This window comes from Variovorax endophyticus, assembly GCF_025376855.1.
Taxonomy (GTDB): domain Bacteria; phylum Pseudomonadota; class Gammaproteobacteria; order Burkholderiales; family Burkholderiaceae_C; genus Variovorax.
Genome location: NZ_JAHUTH010000004.1, coordinates 290,749 through 305,407, shown reverse-complemented (window position 1 = coordinate 305,407; position 14,659 = coordinate 290,749). Strand labels below are relative to the sequence as shown.

13 protein-coding genes are annotated in these 14,659 nt (G+C 72.1%); 7 read left to right on the top strand and 6 right to left on the bottom strand.

The window, feature by feature from the left end:
* Window position 1 precedes the first annotated feature (1 nt).
* Complete coding sequence (locus KV106_RS07880) at window positions 2–394, top strand: tautomerase (protein ID WP_261208759.1); 393 nt, start codon at window positions 2–4, stop codon at window positions 392–394.
* Between the two features lie 6 nt (window positions 395–400).
* Here KV106_RS07880 and KV106_RS07875 read toward each other — a convergent pair whose 3' ends face one another.
* Both KV106_RS07875 and KV106_RS07870 read right to left on the bottom strand, forming a co-directional pair.
* On the bottom strand, window positions 401–1,645 hold the full coding sequence (locus KV106_RS07875) for an MFS transporter (RefSeq protein ID WP_261208757.1): 1,245 nt from the start codon (window positions 1,643–1,645) through the stop codon (window positions 401–403).
* A complete protein-coding gene (locus KV106_RS07870) occupies window positions 1,645–2,187 on the bottom strand; it encodes a GNAT family N-acetyltransferase (RefSeq protein ID WP_261208754.1) in 543 nt (180 codons plus the stop codon). The genes KV106_RS07875 and KV106_RS07870 overlap by 1 nt, the downstream gene beginning before the upstream one ends.
* Before the next feature lie 48 nt (window positions 2,188–2,235).
* Here KV106_RS07870 and KV106_RS07865 point away from each other — a divergent pair, with 48 nt between their 5' ends.
* The gene (locus KV106_RS07865; protein ID WP_261208751.1) at window positions 2,236–3,201 is read left to right on the top strand and encodes a LysR family transcriptional regulator; all 966 of its coding nucleotides are present in this window, start codon (window positions 2,236–2,238) and stop codon (window positions 3,199–3,201) included.
* 15 nt (window positions 3,202–3,216) lie between these two features.
* On the opposite strand, the gene KV106_RS07860 is transcribed toward KV106_RS07865, so the two are convergent.
* The 3 genes from KV106_RS07860 to ppc form a co-directional block, all read right to left on the bottom strand.
* On the bottom strand, window positions 3,217–4,440 hold the full coding sequence (locus tag KV106_RS07860) for an MFS transporter (RefSeq protein ID WP_082321871.1): 1,224 nt from the start codon (window positions 4,438–4,440) through the stop codon (window positions 3,217–3,219).
* Window positions 4,441–4,640: 200 nt separating this feature from the next.
* Window positions 4,641–5,045, bottom strand: coding sequence for a GFA family protein (locus tag KV106_RS07855; RefSeq protein ID WP_057592316.1), 405 nt, complete (start codon window positions 5,043–5,045; stop codon window positions 4,641–4,643).
* 11 nt (window positions 5,046–5,056) lie between these two features.
* Window positions 5,057–7,903, bottom strand: a complete 2,847-nt coding sequence (ppc, locus tag KV106_RS07850; RefSeq protein ID WP_261208749.1) for a phosphoenolpyruvate carboxylase — start codon at window positions 7,901–7,903, stop codon at window positions 5,057–5,059.
* Window positions 7,904–7,998: 95 nt separating this feature from the next.
* On the opposite strand from ppc, the gene hemC reads away from it, so the two are divergent.
* From hemC to KV106_RS07830, 4 genes are read left to right on the top strand one after another with little or no spacing between them, the layout of a single operon-like run.
* Window positions 7,999–8,925: a hydroxymethylbilane synthase gene (hemC, locus tag KV106_RS07845; protein ID WP_261208748.1), complete on the top strand. Its 927-nt coding sequence runs from the start codon at window positions 7,999–8,001 to the stop codon at window positions 8,923–8,925.
* A gap of 14 nt (window positions 8,926–8,939) precedes the next feature.
* Window positions 8,940–9,704: a uroporphyrinogen-III synthase gene (locus tag KV106_RS07840; RefSeq protein WP_261208745.1), complete on the top strand. Its 765-nt coding sequence runs from the start codon at window positions 8,940–8,942 to the stop codon at window positions 9,702–9,704.
* Window positions 9,701–10,801, top strand: a complete 1,101-nt coding sequence (locus KV106_RS07835) for a uroporphyrinogen-III C-methyltransferase (protein WP_057592312.1) — start codon at window positions 9,701–9,703, stop codon at window positions 10,799–10,801. The genes KV106_RS07840 and KV106_RS07835 overlap by 4 nt, the downstream gene beginning before the upstream one ends.
* Window positions 10,802–10,817: 16 nt before the next feature.
* Window positions 10,818–12,116, top strand: a complete 1,299-nt coding sequence (locus KV106_RS07830) for a heme biosynthesis protein HemY (RefSeq protein WP_057592311.1) — start codon at window positions 10,818–10,820, stop codon at window positions 12,114–12,116.
* 1 nt (window position 12,117) lies between these two features.
* Here KV106_RS07830 and KV106_RS07825 read toward each other — a convergent pair whose 3' ends face one another.
* Entirely contained in the window at window positions 12,118–13,662 is a 1,545-nt protein-coding gene (locus KV106_RS07825; protein ID WP_261208735.1) for an MFS transporter, read from the bottom strand.
* Between the two features lie 143 nt (window positions 13,663–13,805).
* On the opposite strand from KV106_RS07825, the gene KV106_RS07820 reads away from it, so the two are divergent.
* Window positions 13,806–14,654, top strand: a complete 849-nt coding sequence (locus KV106_RS07820; RefSeq protein ID WP_057592309.1) for a LysR family transcriptional regulator — start codon at window positions 13,806–13,808, stop codon at window positions 14,652–14,654.
* The last annotated feature ends 5 nt before the right edge of the window (window positions 14,655–14,659 follow it).

Here is a 14,659-nt window from a genome sequence, read left to right as displayed (position 1 = left end):
CATGCCCTATCTGCAACTCGACGTGAACGGCCGCCATGCGGCCACCGACAAGCGACGGCTCGCGCAGCGCCTTTGCGAAACCTATGCCGCGATGATGAGCGTGGACATCCGGCGCATCAGCGTGACGGTGCGCGAGGCGGGCGAGGGCGGCGTGTGGCGCATGGTCGATGGCCAGCCGGTCGAGGTCTCGGTGCTGATGTGCGACATCCGGCGCGGCCGTTCGGCCGAGCTGCGGCTCGCGGTCGCGAAGGCGCTGTGCCGCGACTGCGCGGAGATCCTCGGGCTGCGCGAGGACCGGCTCAACGTCGAGTTCACCCAGCATGCGGGCGACGAGATGTACCACCCGACGCTGGGCGGCTACAGCCCCGAGTGGGCGCAGGGCGAGGGCGGCTGAGGGCGCTCAGCGCGGTGGCCTGGCCAGCCGCGCGAAGCGCGCGATCATCAGCGGCCCGAGCAGCGCGCCCAGTCCGACCGTGGTCCATGCCGCCACCCAGGCGTGGGTGCTACCCACGCCGAAGCGCGCCTGCCCCCAGTCGAGCGCGAGGCCGAACACCCAGGGGCTGACCGCGCCCGCGCCGAAGCCCATCACCGAACGCACCGAATAGGCCACGCCCAGGCGATGCGGCGCCACCACGTCGGCCAGCGCGGTCGAGTAGACCGAGGAGTCGGCGATGGCGAACAGGTTGTAGAGCGCGGCCGCCGCCGCCAGCAGCCACAGCGGCCAGCTCCACATCCAGCCGAAGGCGAAGGACATGCACAGGCTCGCGAGGGTGGCGACCATCATCACGCGCGCGCGGCCCCAGCGGTCGGAGGCGGCGCCGCCCGCGATGCTGCCGAACACGCTGACCAGGTGCGCCAGCGCCGCGAGCGCGATGCCCGCGCCCTTCCAGGCCGCGGGCACATCGCCCGACGAGGCCACGAGGTAGGCGGGCAGCCAGGCCCACAGCGCCATCAGCTCCCAGCAATGGAAGGCATAGGCCCAGTTGCCGGCCATCGCGGGCTTGTCGCACACCGTCTCGGCCAGCGCGCGCAGCGTGCTTTCGCGCGCGGCCGGCGGCGGTGCCGTGGGCAGTCGCATGCGGCGCAGTGCCGGCACGGTGAGCAGCGCGCCCACCGCGGTGCACAGCGCGGCCGCGATCAGGCCGTGGCGCCAGTGCGCGAGGCTCGCGAGCGCGGCCACCACCGCGAGCGAGAGCGCATAGCCGAGCGACGAGGCGCCGAGGAACAGCCCCATTGCGCGGCCGCGCACGGCGGGTTCGGCATTGCGCGCGAGCAGTTGCAGTCCCGGCGTGTACGAGGCACCGGCGCACAGCCCCGCGAGCCCGTACAGCAGCAGCGCCGAGCGGTGGCCGCTCGCGAACAGCGCGAAGCCCAGCGCCGCGATCGCGCTGACCGCGCTGCCGAGCAGGAACACGCGGTGCGCGCCGAAGCGGTCCGCGAGCAGGCCCACGGCGAACAGCGAACTCATGTAGCCCACGTGCCAGGCGCTCTGGATCGAGCCGGCCTGCGCGGCGCTCATCCGCCAGTCGACCATGGTGAAGGGCAGCACGCCGGCATAGGCCGTGACGATCATGGCCTGCAGCAGCCGGCTCGCGCAGAGCATCGCGAGCCAGCCCGGCGCGGGCAGGGTGGCCGGCGCCGCCATCAGGCCAGCGCGCGCTGCATCAGCACGGTGTCGACCCAGCGGCCGAACTTGAAGCCCACGTCGCGCAGCACGCCGACCCGTTCGAAGCCCAGGCTCTCGTGCAGCCGCGTCGAGCCCGCGTTGCCGCTGTGGCCGACCACCGCGACCATCTGGCGCAGGCCCCGTGCGGCGCAGCGTTCGATCAGTGCCGCGAGCAGCGCCTTGCCGATGCCGCGGCCGTGTTCGCCCTGCGCGACGTAGATCGAATCCTCGACCGTGTGGCGGTAGGCGGAGCGCGCGCGGTAGGCGCCGGCATAGGCATAGCCGACCACGCGGCCCTCGCGCAGCGCGACCAGGTAGGGCAGGCCCAGGCGCAGCACCTCGAGGCGGCGCGACAGCATCTGGGCCACGGTCGGCACCTGTTCCTCGAAGGAACAGAGGTCGTGCAGCACGTAGTGGCTGTAGATGGCCTGGATCTGGTCCAGGTGCTGAGGCTCGGCGTCGGCGATCTCGAACGCGGCGGAAGCGGAAGAAGGGTCGGAAGAAGGGTCGGAAGAAGGCATGGCGCGATCTTGACGCGCGGCGATCGATAAATGAAGCTTCGATCACCTATGCAAGCCATGAGAAAAACTTTGGAAAAACCGCTGCAGCGCTCGCTCAACCTCGACCAGCTGCGCGCCTTCGGCCTGGTGGTGGAGACCGGCAGCTTCTCGGCCGCGGCCGAACGCCTGGGCCTGACCCAGCCCGCCGTGAGCCTGCAGGTGCGCCAGCTCGAGCGCCGCCTCGCGGTGCGGCTGGTGGAGCGCGTGGGCCGGCGCGCGCGGGCCACGGCGGCCGGCAGCGAGCTGCTGCGGCATGCGCAGCACATCGATGCGGCGGTCGAGAACGCGATCGAGGCCTTGGGCGACCATGCGAGCGCGGTCGCGGGCCGCGTGCGGCTGGGCACCGGCGCCACGGCCTGCCTGCACCTGCTGCCGCCGCTGCTGCGCGCGCTGCGCGAGCAGTACCCCGCGCTCAGCGTGGTGGTGAGCACCGGCAACACCGACGACTGCGTGCGCAAGGTGGAGGAGAACAGCATCGACCTCGCGCTCGTCACCTTGCCGGCCACGGGGCGTTCGCTCGAGGTGACGCCGGTGCTCGACGACGAGTTCGTGGCCATCGGCCGCGCCGACCTCGCGCCGCTGAAGGCGCGCGTGGGGCCGGCCGACCTGGCGCCGCTGCCGCTGGTGCTGTTCGAACCCGCGGCCAACACGCGCCGGCTGGTCGAGCGCTGGTTCGCGGCCGAAGGGCTGCAGCCGCAGCCGGTGATGGAACTCGGCAGCGTCGAGGCGATGAAGGAGATGGTGGCCGCGGGGTTGGGCTACGCCATCGTGCCCGGCATGGCGATGCGCGGGCGCGGCGCCCATCCCGAACTCAAGATCAGCCGGCTGGTGCCGCCCCTGTCGCGCAGCCTGGCGATCGTGCTGCGGCGCGACAAGCCGGTGGGCAAGGGCCTGCGCGTGGTGCTCGATGCGATCGCGCGGGCCGGGGCCGAAAGCAAAAGGCCGGGCGCGCCACGCGGGCGTCCCGGCCGTTGAGGGCGAAGCTGCCGCTCAGGCCGCCACGGCGGCGCCGCGCGCACGGCCCAGCGTGACCACGATCAGCGCCGCGACCAGCACCAGCCCGCCGCTCATCACCATGGTGCTCGAGATGCCCCAGCCGTCGACCACGCGACCGCCGAGCAGCGCGCCCGAGGCGATCGCCACCTGGAAGCCGCTGACCAGCAGCGCCTGGCCGGCCTCGGGCGCGTCGGGCACGGCCTCGAGCATCCAGCCCGTGAGCGCCACCGGGATCAGACCGAAGGCCACGCCCCAGATCACGACCACCACCGCGCCGGCCACCAGGCCGGTGCCCAGCAGCGTCGACAGGATGAGCGCCGTGGCCAGCAGCAGCGCGGCCAGCAGGGTGGTGCCGCGCACGCTGCGCGCCACCATGCTGCCGCCGAGGAAGGTGCCGAAGAAGCCCACGGCGCCGTAGACCAGCAGCAGCGTGGTCACGCCGTTGGGGTCGAGACCGAAGACCTGCTGCAGCAGCGGCTTGAGGTAGGTGTAGGCGGCGAAGTGGCCGGCGATGAAGAACAGCACCGCGAGCAGCCCGACCTGCGCCATGCGCCGCGTCAGCGGGATCAGCAGGTCGCGCGCACCGATGGCCCGTGCCGAGGGCAGCGGCGGCAGCAGCCACAGCTGCACCAGCAGCACGGCCCCGGCCAGCGCGCCGGTGGCGGCGAAGGAGGCGCGCCAGCCGAAGGTGGTGCCGAGGAAGGCACCGGCCGGCACGCCGAGCACGGTGGCGGCCGACACGCCGGCCAGCACCAGCGACATCGCGCGCGCCTGCTGGGCCGGCGGCACCAGTTGCGTGGCGGCCGGCGGCGCGAAGGTCCAGAAGCCGCCCACGCACAGGCCGAGGATCAGCCGCGCGATCAGCATGGTGGCGAAGTTGGGCGCGAAGGCCGCGAGCAGGTTCGAGGCGATCAGCGCCACGGTGAGGCCGATCAGCAGGGTGCGGCGGTCGAGCCGGCCCGAGGCCACGATCAGGCCCGGCCCCGCGAAGGCCGCGAGGATGCCGGGCATGGTGATCATCAGGCCCGCCGTGCCGTTGGAGACGTTGAGGGTGCTGGCGATGTCGGTGAGCAGGCCGATCGGCATGAACTCGGTCGAGACCATGGCGAAGGAGCCGACCGAGAGCGAGCCGACCGCGAGCCAGGTCGAGCGCGAGGTCTTCGCGGAATCGGGCGGCAGCGCGTCGATGCAGGGGGCGCCGCTGGGTGCGTTCATCATGAGGAGGAAGTCCGGTGGGCATCGGCCGGCGCGGCGGTCGATGCTTGTTGCAAAGGGCTTCGCAGTGTGGTCGCACGGGCGCCCGCGACAAAGGGGCCGCGCGGCAGTTGTCAGTTTCCCGGGGGCGAACAATCGAGGGGTTTGCGTGTCCTCGACCGCACGCAGGCGGCGCATTGCCGTCCATCGACGGCAATGCGCGCTCAGGGCTTCGGCGGCGCGCCTTCGGCGAACGAGGGCAGGTCCTCGCCGCAGGCCATCCATGGCACGTCGTGCGAGCGCCAGATGTGCTGGCTGGGCCGCACGCCGGGATCGTCGTCGAGCGAGCCCACGCGCAGGATCACCTGCGGCTGGGCCACCCACTCGGCCACCAGATGGCTGCCGCAGCGGCGGCAGAAATGGCGCAGCTTGCCGGGCGTCGACTCGAAGGCCGCGAGCGCGTCGTCCTGGCCGCGCAGCCAGCGGAAGTCGGCGCGGTCCACGCGCGCCGTGCTCGCGAAGGCGGCCGCATGCGCCTTGCGGCAGGTCCGGCAGTGGCAGTGGCCGATCGGGCCCGCGAGCTTCGCGGCCTCGTAGGCCACGGCGCCGCAGAGACAGGAGCCTTGCATGCCGTGCCTCCTCAGCCCGTGTTGCGCAGGCCGGCGGCCACGCCGTTGATCGAGATGTGGATGCCGCGCTGCAGCCGCTCGCCGCCGTCGCCCGCGCGGTAGCGCCGCATCAGCTCGACCTGCAGGTGGTGCAGCGGGTCGATGTAGGGGAAGCGGTGGCGCACCGAGCGCTGCATCTCGGCATTGCCCTCGAGCCGCTGCTTGGCGCCGGTGATCAGCGTGAGCGCGTCCGAGGTGCGGTGCCATTCGGCATCGATCATCGAGAACACCTTCTGGCGCAGCTTGCGGTCGCTCACCAGTTCCGCATAGCGCGAGGCCAGCGCGAGGTCGCTCTTGGCGAGCACCATGTCCATGTTCGACAGCAGCGTGCGGAAGAAGGGCCACTGCGCGTACATGCGCTGCAGCAGCGCCTGGCGCTCCTTGCGGCCCGCGGCATTGCCGGCGGCCGCGAGGAACTGCTCCACGCCCGAGCCGAAGCCGAACCAGCCCGGGATGGTGAGGCGGCACTGGCCCCAGCTGAAGCTCCAGGGCACGGCGCGCAGGTCGTCGATCTTGTGGCTGGGATTGCGCGAGGCGGGGCGCGAGCCGATGTTGAGCTCGGCGATCTCGCGGATCGGCGTGGCGCTGAAGAAGTACTCGCCGAAGCCCGGGGTCTCGTAGACCAGCTTGCGGTAGGCCGCCATGCTCGCGCTCGAGAGCTCGCCGGCCGCCGACAGGAAGGTGGCGGGCGCCGACTTGCCCTGCGGCAGCAGCGTGGCCTCGAGCGTGGCGGCCACCAGGGTCTCGAGGTTGCGCCGGCCGATCTCTCGGTTGGCGTACTTCGAGCCGATGACCTCGCCCTGTTCGGTCAGGCGGATCTGGCCGCGCACCGTGCCCGGGGGCTGCGCGAGGATCGCCTGGTAGCTCGGGCCGCCGCCGCGGCCCACGGTGCCGCCGCGGCCATGGAACATGCGCAGGCGGATGGGGTTGGCCTTCTTCCTGTTGAGCTCGTCGAACAGCGCCACCAGCGCGATGCCGGCGCGGTAGAGCTCCCAGTTGCTCGTGAAGATGCCGCCGTCCTTGTTGCTGTCGCTGTAGCCGAGCATCACGTCCTGCTCGGCGCCCGAGCGCTCGATCAGCGCCTGGATGTTCGGTAGCGCATAGAAGGCGCGCACGATCGGCGCGGCATTGCGCAGGTCCTCGATGGTCTCGAACAGCGGCACCACGATCAGGTCGCAGGTGGCGTCCTTGTCCATCGCGCCGCGCAGCAGGCCCACTTCCTTCTGCAGCAGCAGCGCCTCGAGCAGGTCGCTCACGGTCTCGGTGTGGCTGATGATGTAGTGGCGGATCGCCGCGTTGCCGTAGCGCGCGCGGGCCACGCGCGCGGCCGCGAAGATCGCGAGCTCGCTGCGGGCGAGCGGCGAGTAGTCGGCATCGGGCACGCGCAGCGGGCGCGCGTCGTCGAGCAGCTTGAGCAGCAGCGTCTGCTTGGCTTCCTCGGCCAGCGAGGCATAGGCGGGCTCGATGCGCGCGGTGGCCAGCAGCTCGGCGATCACGGCCTCGTGCTTGTCGGAGCTCTGGCGCAGGTCGACCGTGGCGAGGTGGAAGCCGAACACCTCGACCGCGCGGATCAGCGGCTTGAGGCGCGGCGCGGCCAGCAGGCTGCCGTGCTTCTCGCCGAGCGAGTCCTCGATGGTGCGCAGGTCGGCGAGGAACTCCTCGGCCGTGGCATAGGGGTTCTGCGGTGCCACCGCGTGGCGCGCGGCCTCGCCGCCCGTGAGCTCGCGCAGCGTGGCCGCGAGCCGCGAGTACACGCCGGTCAGCGCGCGGCGGTAGGGCTCGTCCTTGCGGTGCTCGCTGGTGTCGGGCGAACGCTCGGCCAGCGCCTGCATCTCGACCGAGACATCGATCAGGGTGGCCGAGAGCGACAGTTCGCCGCCCAGGTAGTGCACCTCGGTGAGGTAGTGGCGCAGCGCCAGCTCGGCCTGGCGGCGCAGCGCGTACTCGAGCGTCTCGGCCGTGACGTTGGGGTTGCCGTCGCGGTCGCCGCCGATCCACTGGCCCATGCGCAGGAAGGTCGCGACCGAGGGCGTCTGGCCGCCTTGCGCCAGCGCCTTCTCGAGGTCGGCATAGACGCGCGGGATCTCGCGCAGGAAGGTGGCTTCGTAGTAGCTCAGCGCGTTCTCGATCTCGTCGGCCACGGTGAGCTTGGAGAAGCGCAGCAGGCGCGTCTGCCACAGCTGCGTGACGCGGATGCGGATCTGCGCCTCGTTGTCGGCGAATTCGAGCGGCGACAGCGCGTCGGTGCCGCCGGCATAGGCCTGCTGGCGCAGGCGGATCTCGTCGCGCGTGGTCAGCAGCAGCGCGATGGCGCGCTCGGCGTCGAGGATGCTCTTGCGCTGCACCTCGGTCGGGTGCGCGGTCAGCACCGGCGACAGGTAGCTGTGGGCCAGCGTGGCCACGATCTCGTCGGGCTTCACGCCGGCCTTGCGGATGCGCGCCAGCGCGGTCTGCAGGTCGCCGTCGGCGCTTTCGCCGGCGCGTTCGGCCTCGGTGCGGCGGCGGATCAGGTGGCGGTCTTCCGCCAGGTTGGCCAGGTGGCTGAAGTAGCTGAAGGCGCGGATCACGCGCACCGTCTCGGCCGCGGTCAGGCTCTTGAGCAGGTTCTTGAGCGCGCGGTCGGCGGTCTGGTCGGCATCGCGGCGGAAGGCCACCGACAGAGTGCGGATCTTCTCCACCAGTTCATAGCTCTCCTTGCCCTCCTGCTCCCGGATCACATCGCCGAGGATGCGGCCCAGCAGGCGGATGTCGTCGATCAGCGGCTGGTCTTCGGCTTGCCTGCGCTTCGGTGGGGCGACAGGGGTCTTGCTGGCTTTCATTCGATGTTGTTCCTGGAGACTTGGAGTGCTGTTGGAATGGAGCGTCGCCGCCGTTGCTGCGGCGCAACATGCTAGCATCCCGCCGGTTTCTGTTCATGTACTTTTCGGGGGCGGTTTTGAGCAATATCGTGATTGCCACGCGCGAAAGCCGGCTGGCCTTGTGGCAAGCCGAGCACGTGCAAGCGCTGTTGCAAGACAAGGGCCACACGGTCCGCCTGCTGGGCATGACCACGCGTGGCGACCAGATCCTCGATCGCACCCTGAGCAAGGTCGGCGGCAAGGGCCTGTTCGTGAAGGAACTCGAGCTCGCGCTCGAGGAAGGGCGTGCCGACATCGCGGTCCATTCGCTCAAGGACGTGCCGATGGAACTGCCCGAGGGCTTCGTGCTGGCCTGCGTGCTCGAGCGCGAGGACCCGCGCGACGCGCTGGTGTCGCCGCGCTATGCCTCGCTCGACGAACTGCCGCGGGGTGCCGTGGTCGGCACCTCGAGCCTGCGCCGCGTGATGCTGCTGCGCGCGCGCCGGCCCGACCTGCGCATCGAACCGCTGCGCGGCAACCTCGACACCCGCCTGCGCAAGCTCGACGAGGGCCAGTACGACGCCATCGTGCTCGCCGCCGCGGGCCTCAAGCGCCTGGGCCTCGAGCAGCGTATCCGCATCGCCTTCGAGCCCGAGACCATGCTGCCGGCCGCGGGCCAGGGCGCGCTGGGCATCGAGGTGCGCGCCGACCGCGCCGACCTGATCGAACTGCTGGCGCCGCTCGCGCACCGCGGCGACTGGCTCGCCACCGCCGCCGAGCGCGCCGTGAGCCGCGCGATGGGCGGCAGTTGCTCGATGCCGCTGGCCGCGCATGCGCGCTGGCAGCCCGACGGCAGCCTGCGCATCGACGCCGCCTGGGGCGACCCCGAGGGCGCCGAGCCGATGCTGCAGGTGAGCGCGCGCGCCGAAGCCGGTGACCATGCGCAGGCCGATGCGCTCGGTTTGCACGCGGCCTCGCTACTGCGCGACGCGGGCGCCCACTGAGGCGCGTGGGGACCGTGGCGACGACCGTCCTCGTGACACGGCCGGCGCGCGAGGCTCCCCCGTGGATCGATGCCCTGCGCGACGCGGGCTTCGACGCGCGTGCGCTGCCCTTGATCGAGATCGCGCCGGTCGCCGATGCCGCGCCGTTGCGCGCGGCCTGGAACGACGCCCATGCGGCGCGGATGTTCGTGAGCGCCGCGGCGGTCGACCGCTTCTTCGAGGCCAACGCCGGCGCCGCGCTGCCAGCCGGCTGCCGCTTCTGGGCCACCGGCCCCGGCACCGCGCGCGCGCTGCAACGCAACGGTGTTCCGCTCGAGGCCATCGACACGCCAGCGGCCGACGAAGGCCGTTTCGATTCCGAAGCCTTGTGGGCGATCGTGGGGCCGCGGCTCGTGCCCGGCATGCGCGTGCTGATCGTGCGCGGCGGCGACGCGCAGGGCCTTCCCGCGGGCCGCGACTGGCTCGCGCAAGCGCTCGACGCTGCGGGCGCCCAGCGCGACACGGTGGTCGCCTACCGCCGGCTCGCGCCCGTGTTCGACGACGCCCAGCGCCGGCTGGCCGGGGAGGGCGCGGCGGGCCGCGCGCTCTGGCTCTTCAGCAGTTCCGAGGCGATCGCCAACCTGCGCGCCGCGCTGCCGGCCACCGATTGGCGGGCCGCGCGCGCCATCGCCACCCACCCGCGCATCGCGCAAGCCGCGCGTGGCGCGGGTTTCGGCACGGTGCGCGAGAGCGCGCCGCTGCTGGAAGCGCTGGTCGCGTCGATAGAATCCCTCGCATGAGCGCCGTGCCTCCGTCCGACGAGTCTTCTTCCGCCTCCGCCGCACCCCAGGCACCCGTGCCGGCTCCGCTGACGACTTCTTCCCAATCTCCCGCTGCCCTCGCCGCGGCCGCCACCACCCTCACGCGCATCGGCCTCGGCCTGCTGGCCCTGGTCTCGCTGGGCGCGCTGCTGACGTCGATCGCGCTGTGGCAGAAGGTCGGCAACATGAAGGAGCAGCTCGCGCGCCAGAGCAGCGAGGCGCTGATGCAGTCGCTCGAGGCGCGCACGCTGGCACGCGAGGCCAAGGACACGGTGCGCGACACCGCCGCGCGCGTGGCGCTCACCGAGACCCGGGTCGCCGAGGTCGCGCTGCAGCGCTCGCAGCTCGAGGAACTGATGCAGAGCCTCTCGCGTTCGCGCGACGAGAACCTGGTGGTCGACATCGAATCCACGCTGCGGCTCGCGCTGCAGCAGGCGCAGGTCACGGGCAGCGTCGAGCCGCTGCTGGCCGCGCTGAAGGCCGGCGACCTGCGCATCGCGCGCGCCGCGCAGCCGCGGCTGGCGCCGCTGCAGCGCGCCATGCAGCGCGACGCCGACCGGCTGCGCAGCACCGCCAGCGCCGACGGCGGCGAGGCGCTGCAGAAGCTCGACGAACTGATGCGCGGCGTGGACGACCTGCCGCCGCTCAACGCGGTCGCGATGCGCGGCACCGGCCTCAATGCCTGGCAGTCCGACCCGGTGCCGGCCGACGCGCCCTGGTGGGAGCGCGCGCTGCTCACGGTGCGCAACGAGGCGCGCTCGCTGGTACGCGTGGGCCGCATCGAGCGGCCCGAGGCGATCCTGCTGGCGCCCGACCAGACCTACTTCCTGCGCGAGAACCTCAAGCTCAAGCTGCTCAACGCGCGGCTGTCGCTGCTGTCGCGCCAGGTCGACGTCACGCGCAGCGAGCTCGCCACCGTGGCGGCCTCGCTCAACCGCTATTTCGATCCCGCGTCGCGCCGCACGCAGACGGCCGCCACGCAGTTGCAGCAGCTGCAGGCGCTGGTGAAGACCACCGAGCCGCCGCGCATCGACGACACGCTCGCCGCCCTGGCCACCGCCGCGGCCGGACGCTGAGGAGGCAGGGCTTTTCATGCGCGCCGCACTCTGGCTCCTCGCGCTGTTCGCCGTCGCCGCGGCGGTCGCGCTGTTCGCCGGCAACAACCAGGGCACGATCACCGTGTTCTGGCCGCCCTGGCGGGTCGATCTCTCGCTCAACCTCGTGCTGGTGATCCTGCTGACGCTGTTCGTGCTGCTGCACGCGGCGCTGCGCGCGCTGGCCGCGCTGTTCTCGCTGCCGACGCAGGCGCGCCAGTGGCGCATGCAGCAGAAGGAACGCATGCTGCATTCGGCGCTGCTCGATGCCATGGTGCAGCTGATCTCGGGCCGCTTCTCGCGCGCGCGCAAGGCCGCGCAGGCCGCGCTCACGCAGGAGAAGACCCTGGCCGCGCTGGGCGCCAGTCTGCCGCAGGCGCAGCAGGTGCGCGTGCTGTCGCACCTGCTCGCGGCTGAGAGCGCGCAGGCGCTGCAGGACCGCCCGGCGCGCGACGCCCACCTGCAGCAGGCGCTCAACGAGAGCGCCGACCGCAACCTGCTGGCCAGCCCCGAGACCCGCGAGGGCGTGCAGCTGCGCGCCGCGCGCTGGGCGCTCGAAGACCGCGATCCGGCCGCCGCGCTCGCGCGGCTCGAGGAACTGCCGCAGGGCGCGCAGCGCCGCACGCTGGCGTTGCGGCTGCGGCTGAAGGCCGCGCGCCAGGACCGCCGCACGCTCGAGGCGCTCGAGACCGCGCGGCTGCTGGCCAAGCACCGCGCCTTCTCGGAGGCCGCCGCGCAGAGCATCGTGCGCGGGCTCGCGACCGAGCTGCTGACGGGCGCGCACGATCCGGCGCAGCTGCTGCGTGCCTGGTCCGAACTCGAGACGGCCGAACGCGAGATGCCCGAGGTCGCCATCCACGCCGCGCAGCGCATGGTGCTGCTCAAGGGCGACCTGCCGGTGGCGCGCGGCTGGCTGCTGCCGGTCTGGGAGCGCATGGTGTCGGTGCCGCGCGGTCTCGGCGACGCGCTGCGCGTCAAGCTCGCGCTGGCGCTCGAGGCGGGGCTCGATCCGGTCGATGCCGACTGGCTCGCGCGCATCGAGAGCGCCCAGCGCAACAACCCGCGCGATGCCAACCTGCAGTACCTCGCGGGCATGGCCTGCATGAAGCGCCAGCTCTGGGGCAAGGCGCAGCAGCTGCTGTCGCAGGCCGGCATGGGGCTGCAGGATCCCGAACTCTACCGTCGCGCCTGGCTCGCGCTCGCGCAGCTGGCCGAGGACCGTGGCGATGCCGAGCAGGCCGCGCTGGCCTGGCGCAACGCGGCGCAGATCGAGAACCACCCGGTTTCGTTGCGATAGCTCAGGGACGCGAGGCGCAGGCGACCGCCGGCCGCCTGCTTCCGCCGTGGAAGGCCAGCGCGCTCAGCGCCGCGAGCATCCACACGCCGAGCGCGCCGTAGAGCATCACCCCGCCGAAACCCCGCAGCAGTGCCGCGTGGGCGATGGTGCCCGAGGGGTCGAGCGCGGCAAGCGCCGGAAACTCCCGGTCCAGCGTCGCGAGGTGTCCGGCCGCGATCCGCTCGGCGAGCGCGGGCAGCGACAAGGCCAGTTCCGGCAGCGCGCGGCGCAGCGCGTCGGCGATGCCCGCGAGCAGCAGGAAGCCCATCAGCGCGATGTTGACCGCCAGCGTGATGAGCCGCGCGCTCATGTCGATGCCCGAGGCCATGCCGGCGCGGCTCGCGGACACCGAGCCGGTGGTGGTGTTGGTCACCGGCGTGTTGATCACGCCCAGGCCGAGGCCCGCCAGCAGGCAGCCCGGCAGCAGCGTGAGCCAGCTCGCGTCGGCGGCGCCGCTGCCCCAGCGCATCAGCAGGAAACCCGCGCCGATGGCGAACAGGCCCGTCGGGATCACGATGCCGGCGCGAAAGCGCGTGGCGAGCCGTTCGCCCAGCGGCGGCGCGAGCAGGGTCGGCAGCGTGTAGGCCAGCAGCGCCGTGCCGGCCTGCACCGCGTCGTAGCCCAGGCCGGCCTGGAAGTAGATCGGCAGGTAGATCATGAAGGGCCAGAAGCTGAAGTTCATGCCGACCGAGCCGAGGATCGCGCCCGAGAACGCGCGGATGCGGAACACCGAGAAGTCGAACATCGGATGGGCGCGGCTTCGCTCGATCGCCACGAAGGCCGCGAAGCTCGCGGCCGCGGCGCCGAGCAGGGCCAGAGCCGCCGCGCTCGCGAAGCCGAGCCCGGGCCCCTGCGTGATGTAGCCCGTGAGGCCGAGCACCGCGAGCGACAGCGTGACGATGCCCGCGAGGTCGAGCCGCTTCGCCTCGGGGTCGCGCGATTCGCCGATGCTTGCGGCCGCGAGCAGCCAGGCGATGGCGGCCAGCGGCGCATGGACCAGGAACACCCATTCCCAGCGCCACAGCGCGGCGATCGCGCCGCCGACGATCGGCCCGAAGCCCAGGCCGACGCCGAACACCACGCCCCAGATCGCGAAGGCCCGGCTGCGCTCGCGGCCCTCCTGGAATTGATGCGAGAGGATGGCGATCTGGCAGATCAGCATGGTGCCGCCGCTCAGGCCCTGCAGGAAGCGCGCGCCGATCAGCAGCGGCGCGCTCGGCGCCAGCCCGCAGGCCAGCGAGGTGAGGCCGAACAGCAGCAGGCTGATCGCCAGCACGCGCTTGCGACCGTAGCGGTCGGCCAGCGTGCCGGCCGCCATCAGCACCGTGGTGCAGGCGATGGTGTAGGCATTCATGATCCATTGCATGGCCTCGAAGTCGGCGTGCAGCGTCTTCTCGAGCGTGGGCAGGATCACGGGAATGCTGGAGATCTCGAGGCCGAACATCGCGGCGACGAGACAGAGGGCGACCAGCGCGAGGCGGTTGCGTGCGGTGGGTGAGAGGGTCATGGGGTGTCCGGTTGGCGCGGCGCGGCGAGGAGGCCGGCCGTGAGGAGCGCGATTTTGGGCAAAGGGTCTTCATGAGGGAAATGATTTAATTTCGTGAGATTCATTAATCTCCATCACTACTCGAACGACCCGCCCGCCCCGCCATGGACTTCGATCCCACCCTGCTGCGCGCCTTCGTGGCCGTGAAGGAGACCGGCAGCTTCACGCGCGCCGCGCAGCGCCTGCACCTGACGCAGTCGGCCATCAGCCACCAGATCCGCCGGCTCGAGGAGCAGGTGGGCCGCGCGCTGCTGCACCGCACGACGCGCCGCCTCACGGTGACGGAGGACGGCGAGGATTTCCTGCGCTATGCCGAGCAGATCCTGACGACGCTCGATGCCATGACGCAGCGCTTCCAGCCCTCGCCGATCTCGGGCGTGGTGCGTTTCGGCGCACCCGACAACTTCCTGGGCGAGCGCCTGGCGCCGCTGCTGTCGCAGTTCGCGCGCGCCTTTCCGTCGGTGCGCATGGAGGTCTGCGTGAGCATGCACGTCGACCTGCGCGCGGCGATCAAGGCCGGCGAGCTCGACCTCGCGGTCGTGATGTCGCCGCCCGAGGTGGAGGAGGGCACGCGGCTGCGGCGCACGCAGCTGGTCTGGGCCGCGGCCGAGACCTTCGAGCCGCCCAGGGGTGGCTCGCTGCCGCTGGCCTTCTTTCCCAAGCCCTGCGTCTACCGGCAGGTGGCCGGCTCGGCGCTCGACCTCGCGCCGATCGACTGGCACGTGGTGTTCACCTCGGCCAGCCCGCAGGGCATTCGCGCGGCGGTGCTCGCGGGGCTCGCGGCAACGGTGATCACGCGCGAGGACGTGGAGCCGGGCATGAAGATCGTCGACGGCCGCTATGGGTTGCGGCCCTTGCCGAGCGTGGACTTCTCGCTGATCTGGAGCGAGAACGGCCGCACGCCCTGCGCCTGCCGCTTCGGGGAGCTGATCCTCGAGATGCCGGCCCCATGAAAAAC

What these genes read in the sequence shown, in the direction of transcription:
- KV106_RS07880 (WP_261208759.1), top strand. Translation starts at nt 2, where the DNA reads ATGCCCTATCTGCAACTCGACGTGAACGGCCGCCATGCGGCCACCGAC.
- KV106_RS07875 (WP_261208757.1), bottom strand. Translation starts at nt 1,645, where the DNA reads ATGGCGGCGCCGGCCACCCTGCCCGCGCCGGGCTGGCTCGCGATGCTC.
- KV106_RS07870 (WP_261208754.1), bottom strand. Translation starts at nt 2,187, where the DNA reads ATGCCTTCTTCCGACCCTTCTTCCGACCCTTCTTCCGCTTCCGCCGCG.
- KV106_RS07865 (WP_261208751.1), top strand. Translation starts at nt 2,236, where the DNA reads ATGCAAGCCATGAGAAAAACTTTGGAAAAACCGCTGCAGCGCTCGCTC.
- KV106_RS07860 (WP_082321871.1), bottom strand. Translation starts at nt 4,440, where the DNA reads ATGATGAACGCACCCAGCGGCGCCCCCTGCATCGACGCGCTGCCGCCC.
- KV106_RS07855 (WP_057592316.1), bottom strand. Translation starts at nt 5,045, where the DNA reads ATGCAAGGCTCCTGTCTCTGCGGCGCCGTGGCCTACGAGGCCGCGAAG.
- ppc (WP_261208749.1), bottom strand. Translation starts at nt 7,903, where the DNA reads ATGAAAGCCAGCAAGACCCCTGTCGCCCCACCGAAGCGCAGGCAAGCC.
- hemC (WP_261208748.1), top strand. Translation starts at nt 7,999, where the DNA reads ATGTACTTTTCGGGGGCGGTTTTGAGCAATATCGTGATTGCCACGCGC.
- KV106_RS07835 (WP_057592312.1), top strand. Translation starts at nt 9,701, where the DNA reads ATGAGCGCCGTGCCTCCGTCCGACGAGTCTTCTTCCGCCTCCGCCGCA.
- KV106_RS07830 (WP_057592311.1), top strand. Translation starts at nt 10,818, where the DNA reads ATGCGCGCCGCACTCTGGCTCCTCGCGCTGTTCGCCGTCGCCGCGGCG.
- KV106_RS07825 (WP_261208735.1), bottom strand. Translation starts at nt 13,662, where the DNA reads ATGACCCTCTCACCCACCGCACGCAACCGCCTCGCGCTGGTCGCCCTC.
- KV106_RS07820 (WP_057592309.1), top strand. Translation starts at nt 13,806, where the DNA reads ATGGACTTCGATCCCACCCTGCTGCGCGCCTTCGTGGCCGTGAAGGAG.